Consider the following 20,156-nt stretch of genomic DNA (forward strand, 5'->3'; position numbering starts at 1 on the left):
GTCGGCGACGCCGCTCTTGGTGGTGTGGGTGGAGGCGCCGCCCAGTTCCTCGGCGGTCACGTCCTCGTGCGTCACGGTCTTCACGACTTCGGGGCCGGTGACGAACATGTAACTCGAATCCTTGACCATGAAGATGAAGTCGGTCATGGCGGGCGAGTACACCGCACCGCCTGCGCAGGGGCCCATGATCATGCTGATCTGCGGCACCACGCCCGAGGCCATCACGTTGCGCTGGAACACCTCGGCATAGCCGCCAAGGGAAGCGACCCCCTCCTGGATGCGGGCGCCACCGGAGTCGTTCAGGCCGATGACCGGAGCGCCGACCTTCATGGCCTGGTCCATCACCTTGCAGATCTTCTCGGCATGCGCCTCGCTGAGCGCGCCGCCGAAGACGGTGAAGTCCTGGCTGAAGACGAACACCAGGCGGCCGTTGATCATGCCGTAGCCGGTGACTACGCCGTCGCCGGGGATCTTGTTGTCCTCCATGCCGAAGTCGGTGCAGCGGTGCTCGACGAACATGTCCCATTCTTCGAAGGTGTTGTCGTCCAGCAGCAGTTCGATGCGCTCGCGTGCGGTCAGCTTGCCCTTGGCATGCTGCGCGTCGATGCGCTTCTGGCCGCCGCCCAGGCGGGCCTGCGCACGCCGTTGTTCGAGGAGTTCGAGGATTTCTTTCATGACGTCCCGTGGAAGTTTCAGATGGGGGTGTGGTGGTCTTGCGCGGCCAGCAGGTTGCGTGCGGCCGTGGATGCGGGGAGCGTGCCGCCTGTCACGGCGGCAATGGTTTGCGGCAGCAGTTCGCGCACGTGGGGATGGTGTCGGAAGGCATGCTTGAGGCCGGCGTCGATGCGTTCCCACATCCATGCGAGCGCCTGCTTCTCCCGGCGCATTGTGAGCCTGCCGTTGGCGCTCTGGAGCGACTTGAATTCGGTGACCGCGGTCCAGAAGGCATCGACGCCGGTGCCGAGCAGTGCGCTCAGTTGCATCACGCGCGGTTGCCAGAAGCGGATCTCTGCTTCGGGTGAGCCTGGAACGGCATGCGCGGCTTGCATCGCCTGCGCATGTGCGGGGTTGCCGTGATGGCCGAACAGGCGCAGCGCGGAAGTGATCTGGGCCTGCGCGCGCGTGGCGGCATCCTTGTCGATGTCGGCCTTGTTGATGACGACCAGGTCGGCCAGTTCCATCACGCCCTTCTTGATCGCCTGCAGGTCGTCGCCGGCATTGGGCAGTTGCAGCAGCACGAACATGTCGGTCATGCCGGCCACGGCAGTCTCGCTCTGGCCCACGCCCACGGTTTCGACGATGACGATGTCGTAGCCGGCCGCCTCGCAGACCAGCATGGCCTCGCGCGTCTTCTCGGCCACGCCGCCGAGCGTGCCCGACGACGGGCTTGGACGGATGTAGGCGCGCTCGTGGACGGAGAGCTTTTCCATGCGCGTCTTGTCGCCGAGGATGGAGCCGCCGGAGACGGTCGATGACGGATCGATGGTGAGCACCGCGACGCGATGGCCCTTGTCGATGAGGAACAGGCCCAGCGTTTCGATGAAAGTCGACTTGCCGACGCCAGGGACGCCGGAGATTCCGAGGCGAAAGGACTTGCCGGTATGCGGGAGCAGCGCCGTGAGCAGTTCGTCGGCCTGCTTGCGATGGTCGTCGCGAGTCGACTCCAGCAGCGTGATGGCCTTGGCAATGGCGCGGCGCTGGGCGACGGTCGGCGCCTCGCGATCGAGAATGACATTTGCAAAGCTCACGCGGCGGCCCAATCCTCGACACGCAGTCCTTCGATGCGCTGGAACTCGCGCACGTTGTGTGTCACCAGCACTGCATCGCTGTCCGCGAGTGCCTGGCAGCCCAGCAGCAGATCGATGGTCCCGACAGGGGTGCCGGCGCGTCGCAGTCGGGCCGCTTGCTCGGCGTAGTGCCACACGGCTTCCGAGCCCCAGCCCTCGACGGTCATGGTGCGAAGGAAGGCTTCGAGCGCGCGCCGGTTTGCTTCCACGCGCGTGCTGAGCATCACGCCGCCGGCCAGTTCGGCGGCGACCAACGTCGAAATCACGAGTTCGTCCTGAGAAGCGCGCTCCAGGCGGCGGAGCACCTGCGGCATGCGGCGATGCAATGCATAGACGCAGATGTTGGTGTCGAGAAAGTAGCGTGTCACGAGTCGGCCCGGCTCATCCGAAATCCGGCAGATCGCGCAACGGCGTCTGTTCGCGTTCGATGCTCTCGGGCATCCCTTCGAATGCATTGAGTGCCGCTTCGACTTCCGCCCACCAGGCCGCGTGGTCCTTGTAGCGTGGGCGAAGAATCACTGCGTTGCCCGATCGTTCGACCGTCACTTCATCGGTGTCGAAACGGAACTCCTTGGGCAACCGGACGGCTTGGCTGCGACCGTTCATGAAGATCTTGGCGATGGCCAGGTCAGACATGGCTGCACCTCCAGCTTGAATAGAAAGATATACCAATGGTATATACCATGACTCAGCCAGTCAAACCGCCGGTGGCGCGAATCGCCAGCGGTAGTGCAAGTCCACACCCTCTCCGCCTTCGAGCACGAAGCCGTGCCGCAGGTAGAAGCGGTTGGCGTCGCTCTTCACCAGCGAGGTGAGCTTGATGTCGCGCCCTTGCTCGCGCGCCTGCGACTTGGCTCACTCCAGCACCCATTCACCAATGCCCAGGCCCTGGAAACCGGTGCGCAGGTAGAGATGGTCCAGGCGCAGCGCATCGCTGCCTTCGGGCTTGAGCGTGACGAAGCCGATGCGTTGATCGCCGTCGAGTGCGATGTGATGCATGTATGGCACGACGAAGCCCGCTTGCAGTCGCTCACGAGAACGATCGAGATCGAAGCGGCCGACGCGCTCCAGGCTCGGGCGCATCGCGTCGATGCGCAAGGCAAGCATGGCCTCGAAGTCGCTGGAATCCACCGGCTGCAAGGACAACCGGGACAGGATGTCTGCCACGTTGATCCTCAGGCCGCGACCGCCGCGCGGATCTGCTCCAGCACGTCCTTCGCGCTCGCCGGGATCGGCGTGCCCGGGCCGTAGATGCCCTTGACGCCAGCCTCGTAGAGGAAGTCGTAGTCCTGCCGCGGGATCACGCCGCCGACGAACACGATGATGTCGTCGGCGCCCTGCTTCCTCAGTTCCGCAATGATCGCGGGCACCAGCGTCTTATGGCCGGCGGCGAGCGTGGAGACGCCCACCGCATGCACGTCGTTCTCGATGGCCTGGCGGGCGCATTCTTCCGGTGTCTGGAACAGCGGGCCCATGTCGACGTCGAAGCCCAGATCGGCGAATGCGGTGGCGACGACCTTGGCACCGCGGTCGTGGCCATCCTGGCCGAGCTTGGAGATCATCACGCGCGGGCGGCGGCCCTGCTCTTCGGCGAAGGCGGCGATCTCGTGCTGCAGTGCCTCCCAGCCTTCAGCCGAGTCGTAGGCTGCCGCATAGACGCCCGTCACCTTTTGCGTGTCAGCGCGGTGGCGACCGTAGACTTTTTCCAGTGCATCGCTGATTTCGCCCACAGTCGCGCGCAGGCGCACGGCCTGGATGCTCAGGTCCAGCAAGTTGCCTTCACCGCTTTCAGCCGCTGCGGTCAGCGCATCGAGCGCCGCCTGAGTGGCCGCGGTGTCGCGCTTGGCGCGAATGGCGTTGAGCTTTGCGATCTGCCCATCCCGCACCTTCACGTTGTCGATCTGCAGGATGTCGTGCGTGTCCTCGGACTTGAGCTTGTACTTGTTCACGCCAACGATCACATCCTTGCCCGAGTCGATGCGCGCCTGCTTGTCCGCCGCAGCCGCCTCGATCTTGAGCTTGGCCCAGCCGCTGTCCACGGCCTTGGTCATGCCGCCCATGGCCTCGACTTCCTCGATGATCTTCCACGCCGCATCGGCCATGTCCTGCGTGAGCTTCTCCATCATGTAGCTGCCGGCCCAGGGGTCGATCACGCTGGTGATATGGGTCTCTTCCTGGATGATGAGCTGCGTGTTGCGTGCGATGCGCGAGCTGAACTCGGTGGGCAGCGCGATCGCTTCGTCGAGCGCGTTGGTGTGCAGGCTCTGCGTGCCGCCGAACACCGCGGCCATGGCCTCGATGGTGGTACGCACGACGTTGTTGTACGGGTCCTGCTCGGTCAGCGACCAGCCCGAGGTCTGGCAGTGCGTGCGCAGCATCAGGCTCTTGGGGTTCTTCGGCTCGAACTCCTTCATGATTCGGCACCAGAGCAGGCGCGCGGCGCGCATCTTGGCCACTTCCAGGTAGAAGTTCATGCCGATGGCCCAGAAGAAGCTCAGGCGCCCGGCGAACACGTCCACATCCAGGCCCTTGGCCAGCGCCGTCTTCACGTACTCCTTGCCGTCGGCCAGCGTGAAGGCCAGTTCCAGCGCCTGGTTCGCGCCGGCTTCCTGCATGTGGTAGCCGCTGATGGAGATCGAGTTGAACTTGGGCATCTTCTGCGCCGTGTACTCGATGATGTCGCCGATGATCCGCATGCTCGGCGCGGGCGGGAAGATATACGTGTTGCGGACCATGAACTCCTTGAGGATGTCGTTCTGGATGGTTCCGCTGAGTTGATCCTCGGACACGCCCTGCTCTTCGGCCGCGACGACGTAGCCCGCCAGCACCGGCAGCACCGCGCCGTTCATGGTCATGGACACACTCACCTTGTCCAGCGGGATCTGGTCGAACAGGATCTTCATGTCCTCCACGCTGTCGATCGCGACGCCAGCCTTGCCGACGTCACCGGTCACGCGCGGATGGTCGCTGTCGTAGCCGCGGTGAGTGGCCAGGTCGAAGGCCACGCTGACGCCCTGCCCGCCTGCTGCCAAAGCCTTGCGATAAAAGGCGTTGGACTCCTCGGCGGTGGAGAAGCCGGCGTACTGGCGGATGGTCCAGGGGCGCACGGCGTACATCGTGGCCTGGGGGCCGCGCAGGTAGGGCTCGAAGCCAGGCAGCGTATCGGTGTACTTCAGGCCCTGCAGGTCGGCCGCGGTGTAGAGCGGCTTGACGGTGATGCCGTCGGGCGTGAGCCAGTTGAGCGCGTTCAGGTCGCCGCCGGGCGCGGACTTGGCCGCGGCCTTGGTCCAGGCGTCGAGGGTGGAAGACTTGAAGGTGGGTTCGGAAGGTGTGCTCATGTGCGCCGCCTGGCTGGGAATCAAGATGTGGTCGCGAGTATACCCGCGCTGTAATTATTAATTCATAACCCATTATTGCGGTACATTTCGCGCATGTCCGTTGTCACCCTCACACCCCGCGCCCTGTATGAAGAAGTGGCCGAATTGCTGCGCCAGCGCATCTTCAATCGCGAGCTGGAGCCTGGCACCTGGATCGACGAACTCAAGCTGGCGGAGGAGTACGGCATCAGCCGCACGCCGTTGCGGGAAGCGCTGAAGGTACTGGCCGCGGAAGGGCTGGTGACGATGAAGATGCGCCGTGGCGCCTACGTGACCGAGCTGTCGGAGAAGGATCTCTCGGACGTCTACCACTTGCTGAGCCTGCTGGAGAGCGACGCGGCCGGCGTGGTGGCGGTGAATGCGACCACGGCCCAAGTGGACGAACTGAAGGCGCTGCATGCCGAGCTCGAAGCCGCGGCCCGACCGGGACATATCGACCGTGAGCGCTTCTTCGCGGTCAACGAGCGCTTTCACATGCGGCTGCTGGCCATGGCCGACAACCGCTGGCGCGACCAGATGGTGGCCGACCTGCGCAAGGTGATGAAGCTCAATCGCCACAACTCGCTCCTGAAGGCGGGCCGGATTGGCGAATCACTGAGCGAACACCGCGCGATCATGGCGGCGCTGGTGGCTCGCGACGCCGAGGCCGCCATGGCCCGCATGCGCGAGCACTTCGAGAGCGGATTGGAAGCAGCTGCCTGACGGGGGCTTCGCGATATCGGGACGCGTGCCTGCGTCTTCCTCCTGCGTTCGTGCGAATTCAGATCACCGGTTCGCGCGCAGCCCCCGTGGCGTGTGCGAGTGCCATGACCTCGTGCGGCGATGAACCCTTGAGCTTGTGGTCGCTCCAGACCTGACGCCAGCGACGGGCGCCAGGGAGCCCGTTGCGCAGGCCGAGCATGTGGCGGGCGATGTTGGACCAGGGGGTGCCGTGTTCGGCGGACTCTCGGGCCATGTAGTCGCACATTTGGGATTCGATGTCTTCGCGCGTGAGTTCGCGTGTCGTTTCACCGAAGAAACCGGCATCCCATTCGGCCAGCCACCAGGGGTTGTGATAGGCCTCACGACCGATCATCACACCGTCCAGCAGACGCAGTTGCGAATGGACTTCGGCGTTGTCGGCGATGCCGCCGTTGATGGAGATGCGCAGGTCCGGGAAGTCGTGCTTGAGGCGGTGCACCAGGGCATAGCGCAAGGGCGGCACCTCGCGGTTCTGCTTGGGCGACAAGCCCTTGAGCCAGGCATTGCGTGCATGCACGATGAAGGTGTTGCAGCCGGCCTCGCGCACCGTGCCGACGAAGTCGCGCACGAACGCGTAGCTCTCGGTCTTGTCGATGCCGATGCGGTGCTTGACGGTGACCGGCACGTCGACCACATCGACCATGGCCTTCACGCAATCGGCCACCAGTTGCGGCTCCTGCATCAGGCAGGCACCGAAAGCGCCGCGCTGCACGCGCTCGCTGGGGCAGCCGCAGTTGAGGTTGATCTCGTCGTAGCCCCATTCCTCGCCGAGCTTCGCGCAATGGGCCAGGTCGGCGAGTTCGCTGCCGCCCAGTTGCAGGGCGACCGGGTGCTCCTCGGTGTTGAAGCGCAGGTGGCGCGGCACGTCGCCGTGCACCAGGGCGCCGGTGGTCACCATCTCGGTGTAGAGCAAGGTGCGGCGGCTCAGCAGGCGGTGGAAGAAGCGGCAATGACGGTCGGTCCAATCCATCATCGGGGCGACACTGACCCTCATCGAATCAAGCTGTTGATTGGATTGGCTTTTTTCAGGCATTGGCGGTCGCGGGATCGAGGATGTGCGAAGACAGGTGCACACGGGGTGCACACGCATGCCTCCATTCTCCCAGCTACCTGGCGGCAATGCCGTCGTGGCGCTTGGGGATCGTGTCGAGGATGAAATCGAAGGCGTTGAGCGAAGCCATCATGGCCTTCTGGTCGGTGGACAGCAGCACCTTGTGTGCGCCCAGCGCGAGTGCATCCTCGGCCTTGGAGGGCGAGGTGGTGATGACCGTGACCCGCGCACCCAGTGCGACGGCGAGCTTCACGCCCATGTGGCCGAGACCGCCCAGGCCCACGACCGCGACCCGGGTTCCCATGACCACGCCATGCTCGCGCATCGGCGTCCGAACGGTGATGCCGGCGCACAGCAGCGGCGGGGCGTACTCGAAATCGAGCGCATCGGGCACGCGGAGCACGAACTTCTCGCGCACCACGATCTTGTCGGCGTAGCCGCCCAGGGTGGTCTCGCCGGTCACGCGGTCCTTGCCGTTGCAGGTGGCGGTGACGCCGCCGGTGCAGTGCTGCTCCTGCCCCAGTTGGCAGGGCTCGCACAGCCCGCAGCTGTCGACGAAGCAGCCGACCGCGACGCGATCGCCTGCCTTGTACTTGGTGACTTCGGGCCCGACGGCCGTCACGTGTCCGACGATCTCATGACCCGGCACGCAGGGGTAGACGGTGCGGTCGTCGAGCTTCGTGTAGAAGAACACCGCCTCCGGGATCTTCGACACGATGACGGCGCCCTCCGCTTGCTCGCCGCCGATCACCTTCGTACCACTCGTCATCGAGGCGCAGCGCGTCGACTTCGGCCTTCAGGCCCGCGTCGTAGCGCTTTGCGGCGGTGCTGACGCTGTTGGGCAATTTCAGCATTGCCTCATGGACCATGCGACCGAAGTCGGCGAGCTTCCGCACGCCGTCTTCATCGGTGCCGCTCTGCGCATAGACCACGCGTGCGCAGATGCAGCTCTTCTGGTTCAGCACACCGACGTCGGTGGCCAGGCGCACGGCGGCTTCGCGCATCGTCTCCTCGGTCTCGAAGGTCTCGGCGCCGATGATGCTGGCGCTGCGCTTGGGGTCCAGCGAGATGAGTTCCAGCCCAGGTTGCACGTAGCGCGTGACGTGCTTGAGCGAGGCAAAGCCGCCCCACGCGACGATCTTCTCGATGTTCTGCGGCTGGTACAGGCGCTCTTCGAACGCGGTGTCGCCGCCCTTCCAGTAGGCCACGCTCACATGCTTCGTCAGCGGATGGACCGGTGCCATCTCGATCATGGTGCGGGCGATCGCCAGCGCGGTGAACGGGTCGTTGGAAGGCGCCTTGATGATCGCGTCGCTGCGCAGGACCATGTTGCGCATGGATGGTCCACAGCGACAGCGCCGGGGCGTTGCCGGCCACGATGTGCAGCGCGCGCGATCCGAAGCAGCGCACTTCCAGCTGCGTGCCGTCGATGAGCTTCTGCAGCACCCAGCCTTCGAGGTATTGGATGCCGACGCTGGCCTCCACCGCTTCGATGATGTGCTCGCGTCCTGAGCGATCGCTGGCGTGAAAAGCGAAACGAATGGCATGAAATGCAACGCGACGTCCGGCCAGCGGCGCGAAGATTCAGGCCTTCAAAGCATCACCACTGGAGACGACCATGCCCCATTTCATCAGCCGCCGCCGTGCCCTGGCCGCTGCCGCCTGCACATTGCTGGCCACGCCCAGCGCCTTTGCCGTCAACGCCGCCTCCTGGACGGACAAGCCGATCCGCCTGGTCGTCACCGGGCCTGCAGGCGGCTCGGCGGACGTGTTCGCTCGGCTGATAGGCGAAGCCTTGGCGACGGAAACCGGCCAGACCGTGGTGGTTGAGAACAAGCCCGGCGCGGGCGGCGCGATCGCCATCAAGTACATGTTGTCGCAGCCAGCTGACGGCCTCACGATGGTGGTGTGCGCAAGCAACGTCCTCACCGAAGTGCCCCTGGTGCTCAAGGGCGGCTTCGACCCGCTGAAGGACGTGAAGCCCATCGCCGCGCTGGCCAAGGGCACGTCCGTGCTCGTGGGCTCGCCGACGCTGCCCGCATCAGACGTGAAGGGACTGGTGACCTACCTCAAGGGCAAGCCGGGCCAGTTCGCCTTTGCCTCGTACAGCGCCGGCACCAGCTCGCAGTACGCGGGGCTGATGTTCAGCAAGGAGGCGGGGCTGGACTTGCAGCACGTGCCTTACCCTGGCTCGCCCCCGGCGCTGGTGGACGTGATCGCGGGGCGCATTCCAATCATGTTCGACGGGCTCACCACCTCCAGGTCGATGATCGATAGCGGCAAGCTCAAGGTATTCGCCGTCGCGTCCAAGGCGCGCTCGCCGCAGTTGCCCAATGTGCCGACGATGACGGAACTGGGCTACCCGGATCTGGTGTTCGGCAACTGGATGGGGGTGATCGCCAGCAGCAAGATGGCGCCTGAACTGGTCCAGAAAATCCACTCCGCCCTGGCCCATGTTGGCAACCTGCCAAGCGTGAAGCAGCGCCTGCTGGCCAACGGCTTCGACCCCATCGAGGACCAGCCCGTCGACAAGCTGGGCCCGGCGGTGCGCGAGGAGTACGAGCGCAACGCAGGCATCGTGAAGACCTACGACATCAAGCTGAATTGAATCGCCCCGAGGTCTCGACGAGGTTCACGCGCGTTCGAGAAGACGCAGCAGCAGGACATCTCGCTGGCTATCCGTCAGGCGCCTGACGGTACCGCCGGGCTCAGGTTGTTCGACGCCATCAACTGCCACCAGCCGCAGCTCGGATGCCTGGAAGGTGTTGTTGCGTAAGCGGATGGCCGTCCCACCTTGACGGTCGGGTAGAGAAGACGACTGCGAGGTACGCTGATCAACGTTCGGGCTGCCAGTTCTCGTGCACGGCGCCGACAAGTTTCATCAGTCCTTCGCGCTCACGCGCCTTCTTCGACGATTCCCGCGTCGTGCCCGTGGAGCCACTGAACGGCCTTGAACGACCAGTCGGTCGAGCCACTCGCCATCTGCGCATCGCGCTCTTGCTGTTGTGGCCCGTCTGGCAGATGGAAGCGCGTCTTGTTTTCCCTCGAAGCGGTTTGGACGCGCGACGCGCGCGGCAATCGCAAGGATTCGTAGCGCCGCAGTGCGCCGGGAATGTCTTGCGGGCTGCCTTTCGCAAGACACGCCGCGAGTGTTGCGCCGTCCTCGATCGCCTGCGCCGCCCCCTGCGCCATGAAGGGCAGCATCGCGTGGCAGGAATCGCCCAGCAGCGTGCTGCGTCCGACGGACCATTGCGCCATGGGCGAGCGATCGAAGAGGCCCCAGACGAAGGTCTCGTCGACCGCCCCGAGGATCGCCCGGACCTGGGGATGCCACCCCTCGAACGCGGCCAATGCCTGGGCGACGTCGGCCGGCTCGATCCAGGATTCGCGCGCCCAGTCATCCTGGTCAACGATGGCAACGAAGTTGACCAAGGCCTGGTTCTGAACGTAGTAGTGCACGAAGTGCTTGCCCGGCCCCATCCAGACCTGGGATTCCACCGGGAGCCGCAGGTGCGCCAGGCGGGCGGCGGGCACCAGGCCGCGGTAGGCGACACACCCTGTGAAGCGGGGGCTCGCGTCGCCGAACAAGGCTCGGCGCACGGCGGAGTGAATGCCATCCGCACCGACGAACGCATCGCTGGTGATGCGCGCGCCATTCTCGAAGCTCAGCTCGACGTGGTCGCCGCGGTCGGTACATCCCGCAAACCGATGTCCAAGATGCAGACGTTCGGCGGGGAAGGAATCCCTGAGCGCATTCAGCAGGTCGGCCCGGTGCACCTGAACGTGCGGGAAACCAAACACCGCCTCGACTGTTTCGCCGAGCGGCGTGTGCAGCAATGTGCGACCGTCGTCCCAACGTCGCTGATGCCAGGCCAACGGCCGCACGCCCATTGCTGCCAGCTTCCCCGCCAAGCCGAGCCGATGCAGGATGCGCGACGCATTGGGACTGATCTGAATTCCGGCACCCACTTCACGCAGATCCTTCATCTGCTCATACACGTGCACATCGAACCCCGCGTGCAGCAGCGATAGGGCCGCCGTGAGTCCGCCGATTCCGCCGCCGACGATTGCTATTGCGCTTGCCTGATGTGCCATCGCCAATCCCATCGTGCTTGCCGCCGGCGCATCCCACATGCGCATCGCGCGGCCACAAGGCGCTTGGGTCTGAACGGATTCTCGGGCATTCCAAGGGCTGCGATGCTCAATTGGCAAGGCGCACTTCTCGAAAGCAGCCCGTTCCCAGCCTCAGTAGACGCCCTTTGCAGTCGACAGGCGCCTGCCCCTTTTCAAGGCTGCCGCTTCTGTCGCTGCAGGAAATCCTGCACCAGATTCGACCGATCAGAGGACTTCGCCGCCCGCACCGGCGGGTACTCCGCCAGCGTCTTCAGGTGCGCGCCGATCAGCTCGCCCATCGGCCCCGAGATCCACGAGTTCTGCTGGATCAGGTGCCCATACGAATCCTTGCTGTCATAGCTCTCGAACGGATCGCTGCGCAGGTTGAACATCAGCGGGGCGAAGCGCGGCACCACCTGCGCGTAGTAGTCCTCCTTGGTCGAGAAGTGCAGCTTCCATGGCCCCATGCGCACCGCAGTGAGCTTGCCTTCGATAGAGCAGGCGCGCGCTCTCGGGTGACTTGCCGGTCCAGTAGTCGAGGTTGTTGACGCCGTCGATGTACTGCTTCTTCTGCGTCTTCATCTGCTCCACGACGTCGGGTACGCCGGCCGCGGCCGCGAAGCTGGTGAACATGTCCTGGTGCGACTGGATGCCGTTCCTGATCTGCGCGGGCTTGATCACGCCGGGCCAGCGCAGCATCGAGATGACGCGCGCGCCGCCTTCGTGGGCGGTCATCTTCTCGCCGCGGAAAGGCGTCGTTGCGCCGTCCGGCCATGACGAATGCTCGGGGCCGTTGTCGGTGGAATACCAGACGACGGTGTTGTCTTCCATGCCGTACTTCTTGAGGAAGTCGAGCACCTGGCCGATGTCGTGGTCGTGCTGCAGCATGCCGCTGCCGTGGCTGTCGTCCTCATGCGTGTACTTGGCAGCGGCGTGGTCCCACTTCTCGCCGAGGCGCGTGTACAGGTGCATGCGGCTGGTGTTGAGCCAGACGAAGAAGGGCTTGCCCTCCTTCTTCGAATTGCGCATGAAGTCCATCGCCTTGGGGATGACCTCGCCGCCGTCGAAGTCCTCCATGCGCCGTGGTCATGCCCGAGCGGATCGTGTACTGCCCGGTGATGAAGGCCGCGCGGCCTGCCGTGCACTCCCGCCGAAGGATGTCCCGATCGAGGAGCGCGAGATCGCTTCCCTGCGCGCTGGCGACAAGGAGGTCAAGCGACGCGAGCCGTGATGACCACCTGCAACGCATGCGGGCGCACATCGAGCGGTGGATCGGCCAATAAGGTTGCTGTTCCGCTTCGCCGGCTCCCGGCATGAACCAACCCCGCAAACCAATGCACAGGCCAAGTCAATTGCACCTTGGGGCCGAAGTGCACAACCCACGCAGGCGTGCTTGCCGGACGAAAGCACGTGGGGGCAAACTGGCAATGTGTTGCCAGGAGACTCGCATGAATGCTCGTTGCCGGGATTTTCCGTTGCAGGTGATTTCAGGTCTGGCCATCGGGCTGTGCGGCATCGCCGCCCATGCCACCGAGGGTGGATTGGGCCGGCCGGTCTCCGGCACGACCGTCCAAGCCAACGGCGGGATCGTCCCGCCCGCGCCCATCTGGGCTGTCAACTTCAGTGAAATCTACCTCAATGGCTCGATCGGTGGCGACCGCCAGGTGCCGGTGCTGCGCCAGACATCGATCGGCATCGACGCGAAGATCTCGTTCACGCTCGCGACCGTCTTGAAGGTGTGGGACACGGGCCCGGGCAAGTGGAACTTCGCCTCGAGCATCACGTTGCCGTACCTCTATGAAAAGATCAATGCCAACCTCACGGCCGGCACTCGCCAGGGCAACGCGCAGGACGTGGCGTCCAACATGTTCGACATCTACGTGTCGCCGATCATCGCGGGCTACCATTTCTCGGAGACCGAGCACATGTCGCTCAGCTTCAATTTCTGGGCGCCCACAGGCAAGTACAACGCCGACAATCTCGCCAACCCCAGCCTCAACAACTGGACCTTCATACCGCAGATCGCCTACACGCGGATCTTTCCGGAAGGTGGATGGCAACTCGATGCCGTGGCAGGGCTGCAGTTCTACACACGCAACAAGGACACGGACTACGAGAACGCACCGCTGTTCACGCTCGATGTGATGGGCGTGAAGAAGTTCAGCAACGGCGTGGGCGCCGGCCTGATCCTGGGCACCGTGCAGCAGCTCGGCAGCGACAGCGGTCCCACCGCCGACAGGCTCAACGGCTTCAAGGGACACGACTGGGCATTCGGCCCGGTGGTGAGTTACGACACAAAGATCGGCGGCAAGGCCCCCCTGTCGATGAGCTTGCGCTGGGTTCCGACCATCAGCAGCAAGAACCGCATCGACAGCCGAAAGACCGTGATGGCGACGGCGACGCTGATCTTCTGAAGCGAGCGTTCAACGCCGCGTGCCACTGCCGCCAGGCAGCAGCAGTTGATCCACCATGACCTGCGCCGCAGCCGACAACGGCCTGTTCGCGCTGTAGCCGAGCATCAACTGGCGCTGTGCCCATGCATCGGTCAGCCGCACCGCCTTGAGCCCGCGCGGCCCCGCCGTTTCCTTGCACGCCGCCAACGGCAGCACGCCCACGCCGAGCTTGGCGGCAATCATCTGGCACATCGCATCGAAGCTGCGCACCTGCACGCGCATGCGCAGCGTGCGCCCGGCGTCGGCGGCGGCGCGGGAGGTGAGCTCCAGCAACGAACTGCCCCGGTTCAGCCCGACGAAATCGTGGTCCAGGCAATCCGCGAAAGCCAGCTTCCGCGCATTGGCCAGCGGATGGGCGCGCGGGCACAGCAGCACCAGCTCGTCGCTGCGAAACGGCGCCAGCGTCAGGCCTTCTGCCGGCGTGCCTTCGGCGAACACGCCGATGTCGGCCAAGCCATCGAGCAGCGCACGAACGATGTCCGCGCTCAACTGCTCCTCGATGTCGACCCGTATCCCCGGCTGCTGCGCCATGAAGTCCGCCAGCGCTTGTGGCAGGAATTCCGTCAGCGCGGACATGTTGGCCCAGAGCCGCACATGGCCACGGTAGCCCACTGAGTAGTCCGCCAGCTCACTGCTGAACAGCTCGAAGCCCTGGAACAGTCGCATCGCATGTTGCGCGGCCGCATGCCCCGCTGCCGTCACGCTCACGCCCTGCACGCTTCGCTCCAGCAACTGCGCGCCGGTCGCGGCCTCGAAGTCGCTCAAGCGCCGGCTCGCGGCCGACAGCGCCAGGTGGCACTGCGCCGCGCCCTTGGTGATGCTGCCGGTCTGCACCACGGCGCAGAACAATCGCAGCGTCACGAAGTCGACCCGCGCCGGGTTGATCAGGTTCTTCGCCATGGGGGCCTCCGCAAAACGCGAAGGATACATGCCGACATGGCAATTCCTCCTCGACGCCCTTCAAGCCTAGATTCAAGTCTTCGCAGCACACGAAAGCAAAGAGACATGAAAGCACTGGAAGGCCTCAAGGTTCTTGAACTGGGGCAACTCATCGCCGGGCCCTTCGCCGGCAAGACACTGGCCGAGTTCGGCGCCGACGTCATCAAGGTCGAGCCGCACGGCGTCGGCGATCCGCTGCGCAAGTGGCGGCTGCTGCGCGACGGCACCTCCGTCTGGTGGGAGGTGCAGTCGCGCAACAAGCGCTCGGTGTGCCTCGACCTGCGAAGCCCTGAAGGCCAGGACGCCGTGCGTACGCTGGCACTGGAGGCCGACGTGCTCATCGAGAACTTCAAGCCCGGCACGCTGGAAGGCTGGGGCCTGGGCTGGGAGCAGCTTCATGCGCTCAACCCGCGGCTGATCATGCTGCGCATCTCCGGCTACGGCCAGACCGGCCCCTACCGCGACAAGCCCGGCTTCGGCGTGCTCGGCGAGGCGATGGGCGGCCTGCGCCACCTGACCGGCGAGCCGGGCCGGGTGCCGGTGCGGGTGGGGGTTTCCATCGGCGACACGCTGGCGGCGCTGCATGGCGTGATCGGCGTGCTGACCGCCCTGCACCACCGCACCGCGCACGGTGGCGAAGGCCAGTTCATCGACGTGGCACTCTATGAATCCGTGTTCAACGTCATGGAGAGCCTGGTGCCCGAGCACGATGCCTTCGGCGCTGTGCGTGAACGCGCCGGCAGCGCCTTGCCGGGCATCGCGCCGACCAACGCCTACCGCTGCAACGACGGCCAGTACGTGCTCGTAGCAGGCAACGGCGACAGCATCTTCCGCAGGCTGATGCGCGCCATCGACCGCGAGGACCTGGAGACCGATCCGGAGCTGACCCACAACGACGGCCGCGTGCGCCGCGTCGAGGAAATCGATGCCGCCATCGAGGCATGGACGAAGACGCGCAGCCGCGACGACGTGCTGGCCGTGCTGGATGGCGCGGGCGTGCCGGTCGGCCGCATCTACTCGGTCGCCGACATTGCCAGCGACCCGCAGTACCTGGCCCGCGACATGATCCTCGAATCGCCGACCTCCGATGGGCGCACGCTGAAGGTGCCGGGCGTCGTGCCCAAGCTCAGCGCAACACCGGGCGCCATCGCCCACGCAGCGCCCCGCCTGGGGCAGCACACCGAAGACCTGCAACGCAACGGCGGCTGGCCCGCGCGCACAGCCTGAACCCACGGAGCAAGCACCATGAACCACGGCAACAACCAACGCCTCTACATCAACGAAGTCGCCACGCGCGACGGCTTCCAGATGGAGAGCCACTTCATCCCGACCGACGACAAGATCGCGCTCATCGACCAGCTCAGCACGCTGGGCTACGCGAAGATCGAAGTGACCTCCTTCACCTCGCCCAAGGCCATTCCGGCACTGCGCGACGGCGAGGAGGTCATGGCGCGCATCAAGCGCAAGCCCGGTGTGGTGTACACCGCCCTGGTGCCCAACCTGCGCGGCGCGGAGCGTGCGCTCGACGTCAACATCGACGAGTTCAACATCGTCATGTCGACCAGCGAGACGCACAACCTCAGCAACCTGCGGATGACGCGCGAACAGTCCTTCGCGCAGTTGGCTGAAGTGATCGGCCTGGCGCGCGGTGCGAATGTGCCGGTCAACGTGTCGCTGTCCTGCGTGTTCGGCTGCCCGATGGAAGGCGAAGTGCCGCAGCAGACGGTGCTCGGCTGGATCGACCGCTTCGCCGCGCTGGGCGTCAAGGGCATCACCCTGTGCGACACCACCGGCATGGCCTACCCCACGCAGGTCCAGTCGATCTGCAGCGCCGCGATGGCGCGCCATCCTCGACTGGACTTCACGGCGCACTTCCACAACACCCGCGCGATGGGACTGGTCAACAGCGTGGCCGCCGTGGAGGCCGGCATCCGGCGCTTCGACATGTCGCTGGGCGGCATCGGCGGCTGCCCCTATGCGCCGGGCGCCACCGGCAACGTCGCGACCGAGGACGTGGTCCACATGCTGCAATGCATGGGCTATGACACCGGCATGGACCTCGATGGCCTGATCAGTGCCGCGGCGCAGGTGGCCCACCTCGTGCAGCATGAATTGCCGAGCCAGTTGCCCAGGGCCGGCCACCGCCTGACGAAGCATCAGCCGCCTGCCGACTTCCCCGAGATCGTCGCCCGTGCTGCCGCCAAGCAAGGCGCAAGAACCAGCGCGAGGGAGACCCTGTCGTGATCGATCATCTCGACCACCTAGTGCTCACCACCACCGACGAGCAGGCCTGCATTGCCTTCTATGTCGATGGACTGGGCATGTCGCTCGAATCCTTCGGCGAGGGCCGCAAGGCCTTCCGCTTCGGCCACCAGAAGATCAACCTGCACGTCAAGGGCAAGGAGTTCGAGCCCAAGGCGCACCTGCCGGTGCCGGGCGCGCTGGACCTGTGCTTCATCGCCAGCGTGCCGCTGGATGAAGTGATCGCTGCACTCCAGCACAAAGGCATGGTGATCATCGAAGGGCCGGTGATGCGCACCGGCGCCACCTCGCGCATCCGCTCCGTGTACTTGCGTGACCCGGACCTGAACCTCATCGAGATCTCCGAGGTGGCGTCATGAAGGTGGTCTTCCTGGATGCAGCCACGCTGCCGCAGGCGCTGGCCTTCGACGCCGCCCTCGGCATCGACTACACACCCTGGCCCAGCACCTCGCCCGCGCAGCTTGCACAACGCATCGCCGGCGCCACGGTGGTGATCACGAACAAGGTGCGCCTCGACGCCGGGCAACTCCGTGCAGCACCGGCCCTGCGACTCATCGCCGTGGCGGCCGCCGGCACGGACAACATCGATGTCGCGGCGGCCGAGGCGCTGGGCATCCGCGTGCAGAACGTGCCCGACTATGGCAGCGACTCCGTGGCCGAGCACGCGATTGCCACCTTGTTTGCCTTGCGCCGCGAGATCGCGACCTATGCCGCCGCGGCCCGCGATGGCCGTTGGTCGGCATCCAGCCATTTCTGCTGGACCGGGCCCCGCATTCGCGACCTTGGCGGCTCGCGCCTGGGCATCGTCGGCCGCGGGCGCATCGGCGAGGCGGCAGCGCGGCTTGCACGGGGTGTCGGCATGACGGTTCACTTTGCACAGACACCCGGCAGTGACTGCAAGGAGGACGAACTCCCGCTCGACGACATCCTGTCCCAGTCCGATGCGATCACGCTCCACCTGCCGCTGACGCCGGACACCCGGGGCCTGATCAACGCCGATTCGCTGGCCCGGATGAAATCCGACGCGATCCTCATCAACACGGGCCGCGGCGCACTGGTCGACCCATCGCACTGGCCAGCGCTCTGCGCAGCGGCACCATCGCGGGCGCAGCCATAGATGTGCTGGAGACGGAGCCGCCAACACCGGCGCACCCGCTGCTCGACGACAGCGTTCCCAATCTCCTGCTGACGCCTCACGTCGCCTGGGCCAGCGACCGCGCACAAGCCAGGCTCGCCAACTCCCTGCAAGCGCTGGTTGCCCAGCCGGCCCAGCTTTCCTGAACCCGACATCACCGGAGACAAGCCCATGAAAACCCGCCTCGCTTCCCTGGCTGCCATTGCCGCGTCCCTCTGCGCCCTTCCCGCACACGCCGACACCTATCCCTCCAAGCCCATCACGATGGTCGTGCCGACCGCCGCGGCCGGGTCGACCGACATCATGGCCCGCATGGTGGGCGAGCAACTGGCCAAGGCGCTGGGCCAGCCGGTCGTGGTCGACAACAAGCCCGGCGCCAGCGGCAACATCGGCACAGAGGCCGTGGCGCGCGCCGCGCCGGACGGCTACACGCTGCTCATGCAGTACTCCGGCTACCACGTCGGCAACCCGGCCTTGTTCCCGCAGATCCGCTGGAAGACGAGCGACTTCGCGCCGATCGCGCTGGTCATGCGGGCGCCGCACGTGATTGCCGTGAGCGGTGCGCTGCCGGCCACCAACCTGAAGGACTTCGTCACCTACGGACAGAAGAACGGCAAGGGCTTGTTCTACGCGTCGTCGGGCAATGGCTCGATCCAGCACATCGCCGGCGAGATGTTCGCGCGCCAGGCCAAGGTGCAGGCCACGCACGTCCCGTACAAGGGTTCCGGGCCGGTCATCACCGACCTCATCAGCGGCCAGGTCGACATGTTCATCACCACGCCGCCCTCCGTCATCGGGCAGGTGCAGGCCGGCAAGATCAAGGCGCTCGCCTATGCCGGCGCAAAGCGGCATCCCTCGATGCCGACGGTGCCCACCGCGGCCGAGGCCGGCCTGCCCGGGTATGAGGTCGAATCGTGGTTCGCCCTGTTCGCGCCGGCGAAGACCCCGCCCGAGGTCGTCGCGCGCCTGAGCGCCCAAGTCAAGACCATCGTCGAAAGCGAAGCCTTCAGGAAGAAGGTGGAGGACCAGGGCGCCTTCGCGGTCTACATGGACCCGCCGACGCTCGGCAAGTTCGTGGACCAGGAAACGGCGCTGTGGGCCAAGGTGATCAAGGACGGGAGCATCAAGGCGGATTGAGGCTGGTCACTGCCCCTCGATCCAAGACCATCGCCGTGATCGCCGCAACGCTCGCGTTTTCATGCATGGGCAGCGCGCGCGCATGTGTCCCGGACGTGCGGCGCCCGTGCTGCAAGGTAAAGATGGCGAGCAGCGTGCCCTCTGCTGGGTCAGGACCTGGGCGCGCTCTCGTCTACTTCATCACGAGCGGAAAATCCGGCCACCTCGGTTGCCTAGCGCCCAGTTCCAGCAGAAGGCGGGTGTCAACAGCATGCCGAGCGTCGCGATCCCGCGCGGCGAAAAGCGTCGCTTCCAATGCCAATAAGGCGACAAGAAGCATTGCCATGCCGTGCTGCGCTCGCCATCGCGGAGATAGCGCGTGGTCGCAACCTCCACGAACTCACGCAACAGCCGATCCCTGCCCTCGATGTGCTCGGGCGCGGAGACCTTCAGCTGCTGCGTCAGCTCGAACATGATGTGTGCATCCACGCCCCGCCCCAAGTTGGTCAACGACTCGGTATGCACCCGGTAGCGGGCCACGTCCTCCGCAATGAACCGACCGTGGGCGCCGCTGTTCGCGAGCCTCACGGACAAGCCCCAGTCACCGACGTTGCCATCACGGGCACCGAGCATGTGCGCGAGGTACGTGGACCGGGCGATCAGGAAACCGTCCGGCGGGATCGCATGCTCGAGCGACCACTCGCGCACGGAGCGCACCTCGCCCGGCCCGTCCTTCCCGAACTCCTTGTTGACGGCGGCAGTGCGCACGGGATCGACGCGGGAGTGCTCGTCCATGATTTCACTGCGGCCGAACCAGATCCTCACACTGTCGTCCGTCTCGTCGGCGCACGCCTCGGCCAACTTGGCCAGGCCGCCCGGGCAGAGCTGGTCGTCGTCATGCAGGATGAGGATGTGGTCGAACCTCGCCGCCCGCCCCAGCGCGCACTGGTTCGGATAGTTGCTGAGCGGAGGGTCGTTGATGACATGGCGCACCAGCGCTGCAACCCCGCTGGCGGCGATCGCGGCACGGTTGTCGGAATGAAACTGCGCGGGGCTGTCATCCCCCACGATGATCTCGCCGATCAGGGAGCGGTCTTGCTGTGCCAGGCTGTCGAGCGCCTCGGCCAAGTGATGAGGTCGCCGAAAGGTGGGTACGAGGATGGAGATCAGCATGGCGCAGTA

Annotated in this window: 20 protein-coding genes and 3 pseudogenes; 9 read left to right on the top strand and 14 right to left on the bottom strand. The window is 65.5% G+C overall.

Annotation, left to right across the window (positions count from 1 at the left end; translation table 11 throughout):
• The 6 genes and pseudogenes from WKW82_RS34340 to scpA form a co-directional block, all read right to left on the bottom strand.
• The coding region (locus WKW82_RS34340; protein ID WP_340347511.1) for an acyl-CoA carboxylase subunit beta at window positions 1–675 on the bottom strand (675 nt) is incomplete at its 3' end.
• 17 nt (window positions 676–692) lie between these two features.
• Window positions 693–1,748, bottom strand: a complete 1,056-nt coding sequence (meaB, locus tag WKW82_RS34345) for a methylmalonyl Co-A mutase-associated GTPase MeaB (RefSeq protein WP_340347512.1) — start codon at window positions 1,746–1,748, stop codon at window positions 693–695.
• Window positions 1,745–2,155, bottom strand: coding sequence for a type II toxin-antitoxin system VapC family toxin (locus WKW82_RS34350; protein ID WP_340347513.1), 411 nt, complete (start codon window positions 2,153–2,155; stop codon window positions 1,745–1,747). Before WKW82_RS34350 ends, meaB begins: the two co-directional genes overlap by 4 nt.
• A 13-nt stretch (window positions 2,156–2,168) precedes the next feature.
• Window positions 2,169–2,423 carry an antitoxin gene (locus WKW82_RS34355; RefSeq protein ID WP_340347514.1) on the bottom strand — a complete coding sequence of 85 codons (255 nt, stop codon included), beginning with the start codon at window positions 2,421–2,423 and terminating at the stop codon, window positions 2,169–2,171.
• A gap of 60 nt (window positions 2,424–2,483) precedes the next feature.
• Window positions 2,484–2,954: pseudogene (locus WKW82_RS34360) on the bottom strand (GNAT family N-acetyltransferase).
• 8 nt (window positions 2,955–2,962) lie between these two features.
• Window positions 2,963–5,125: a methylmalonyl-CoA mutase gene (gene scpA, locus WKW82_RS34365; protein WP_340347517.1), complete on the bottom strand. Its 2,163-nt coding sequence runs from the start codon at window positions 5,123–5,125 to the stop codon at window positions 2,963–2,965.
• A gap of 93 nt (window positions 5,126–5,218) precedes the next feature.
• Here scpA and WKW82_RS34370 point away from each other — a divergent pair, with 93 nt between their 5' ends.
• The gene (locus WKW82_RS34370; RefSeq protein ID WP_340347519.1) at window positions 5,219–5,866 is read left to right on the top strand and encodes a GntR family transcriptional regulator; all 648 of its coding nucleotides are present in this window, start codon (window positions 5,219–5,221) and stop codon (window positions 5,864–5,866) included.
• A 58-nt stretch (window positions 5,867–5,924) separates the two neighbouring features.
• On the opposite strand, the gene dusA is transcribed toward WKW82_RS34370, so the two are convergent.
• From dusA to WKW82_RS34385, 3 genes and pseudogenes are all read right to left on the bottom strand, one after another.
• Window positions 5,925–6,938, bottom strand: a complete 1,014-nt coding sequence (dusA, locus tag WKW82_RS34375; protein WP_340347520.1) for a tRNA dihydrouridine(20/20a) synthase DusA — start codon at window positions 6,936–6,938, stop codon at window positions 5,925–5,927.
• Window positions 6,939–7,029: 91 nt separating this feature from the next.
• Window positions 7,030–7,620: pseudogene (locus tag WKW82_RS34380) on the bottom strand (alcohol dehydrogenase catalytic domain-containing protein); the annotation flags it as partial.
• Window positions 7,592–8,503: an acyl-CoA reductase gene (locus WKW82_RS34385; RefSeq protein ID WP_340347521.1), complete on the bottom strand. Its 912-nt coding sequence runs from the start codon at window positions 8,501–8,503 to the stop codon at window positions 7,592–7,594. The gene WKW82_RS34385 and the pseudogene WKW82_RS34380, both read right to left, overlap by 29 nt.
• Before the next feature lie 71 nt (window positions 8,504–8,574).
• Between WKW82_RS34385 and WKW82_RS34390 the strand changes: the two genes are divergently transcribed.
• Window positions 8,575–9,564: a Bug family tripartite tricarboxylate transporter substrate binding protein gene (locus tag WKW82_RS34390; protein WP_340347522.1), complete on the top strand. Its 990-nt coding sequence runs from the start codon at window positions 8,575–8,577 to the stop codon at window positions 9,562–9,564.
• A 287-nt stretch (window positions 9,565–9,851) separates the two neighbouring features.
• Here WKW82_RS34390 and WKW82_RS34395 read toward each other — a convergent pair whose 3' ends face one another.
• The 3 genes from WKW82_RS34395 to WKW82_RS34405 form a co-directional block, all read right to left on the bottom strand.
• A complete protein-coding gene (locus tag WKW82_RS34395; RefSeq protein WP_340347524.1) occupies window positions 9,852–11,051 on the bottom strand; it encodes an FAD-dependent monooxygenase in 1,200 nt (399 codons plus the stop codon).
• A 191-nt stretch (window positions 11,052–11,242) separates the two neighbouring features.
• Window positions 11,243–11,536 (bottom strand): hypothetical protein, encoded by a 294-nt coding sequence (locus WKW82_RS34400; protein WP_340347526.1) that lies wholly within the window; start codon window positions 11,534–11,536, stop codon window positions 11,243–11,245.
• Entirely contained in the window at window positions 11,424–12,098 is a 675-nt protein-coding gene (locus WKW82_RS34405; protein WP_340347614.1) for a sulfatase-like hydrolase/transferase, read from the bottom strand. The genes WKW82_RS34400 and WKW82_RS34405 overlap by 113 nt, the downstream gene beginning before the upstream one ends.
• Between WKW82_RS34405 and WKW82_RS34410 the strand changes: the two genes are divergently transcribed.
• Both WKW82_RS34410 and WKW82_RS34415 read left to right on the top strand, forming a co-directional pair.
• Entirely contained in the window at window positions 12,097–12,300 is a 204-nt protein-coding gene (locus WKW82_RS34410) for a hypothetical protein (RefSeq protein WP_340347620.1), read from the top strand. The genes WKW82_RS34405 and WKW82_RS34410 overlap by 2 nt on opposite strands.
• 217 nt (window positions 12,301–12,517) lie before the next feature.
• Window positions 12,518–13,483 (top strand): SphA family protein, encoded by a 966-nt coding sequence (locus WKW82_RS34415; RefSeq protein WP_340347528.1) that lies wholly within the window; start codon window positions 12,518–12,520, stop codon window positions 13,481–13,483.
• Window positions 13,484–13,492: 9 nt separating this feature from the next.
• Here the strand turns inward: WKW82_RS34415 and WKW82_RS34420 are convergent, their stop codons facing one another.
• Window positions 13,493–14,422: a LysR family transcriptional regulator gene (locus tag WKW82_RS34420; RefSeq protein ID WP_340347529.1), complete on the bottom strand. Its 930-nt coding sequence runs from the start codon at window positions 14,420–14,422 to the stop codon at window positions 13,493–13,495.
• Window positions 14,423–14,527: 105 nt separating this feature from the next.
• Here WKW82_RS34420 and WKW82_RS34425 point away from each other — a divergent pair, with 105 nt between their 5' ends.
• From WKW82_RS34425 to WKW82_RS34445, 5 genes and pseudogenes are all read left to right on the top strand, one after another.
• Window positions 14,528–15,688, top strand: a complete 1,161-nt coding sequence (locus WKW82_RS34425; protein WP_340347530.1) for a CaiB/BaiF CoA transferase family protein — start codon at window positions 14,528–14,530, stop codon at window positions 15,686–15,688.
• Between the two features lie 18 nt (window positions 15,689–15,706).
• A complete protein-coding gene (locus WKW82_RS34430) occupies window positions 15,707–16,705 on the top strand; it encodes a hydroxymethylglutaryl-CoA lyase (protein WP_340347531.1) in 999 nt (332 codons plus the stop codon).
• Window positions 16,702–17,082, top strand: coding sequence for a VOC family protein (locus WKW82_RS34435; protein ID WP_340347532.1), 381 nt, complete (start codon window positions 16,702–16,704; stop codon window positions 17,080–17,082). Before WKW82_RS34430 ends, WKW82_RS34435 begins: the two co-directional genes overlap by 4 nt.
• Window positions 17,079–18,004, top strand: a pseudogene (locus tag WKW82_RS34440) (NAD(P)-dependent oxidoreductase). Before WKW82_RS34435 ends, WKW82_RS34440 begins: the two are co-directional and overlap by 4 nt.
• Window positions 18,005–18,029: 25 nt before the next feature.
• Window positions 18,030–18,995 carry a Bug family tripartite tricarboxylate transporter substrate binding protein gene (locus tag WKW82_RS34445; protein ID WP_340347533.1) on the top strand — a complete coding sequence of 322 codons (966 nt, stop codon included), beginning with the start codon at window positions 18,030–18,032 and terminating at the stop codon, window positions 18,993–18,995.
• 180 nt (window positions 18,996–19,175) lie between these two features.
• Here WKW82_RS34445 and WKW82_RS34450 read toward each other — a convergent pair whose 3' ends face one another.
• Window positions 19,176–20,147 (bottom strand): glycosyltransferase family 2 protein, encoded by a 972-nt coding sequence (locus WKW82_RS34450; protein ID WP_340347535.1) that lies wholly within the window; start codon window positions 20,145–20,147, stop codon window positions 19,176–19,178.
• Window positions 20,148–20,156 lie beyond the last annotated feature (9 nt).

It is taken from the genome of Variovorax rhizosphaerae (genome assembly GCF_037889975.1).
GTDB lineage: Bacteria > Pseudomonadota > Gammaproteobacteria > Burkholderiales > Burkholderiaceae_C > Variovorax > Variovorax rhizosphaerae.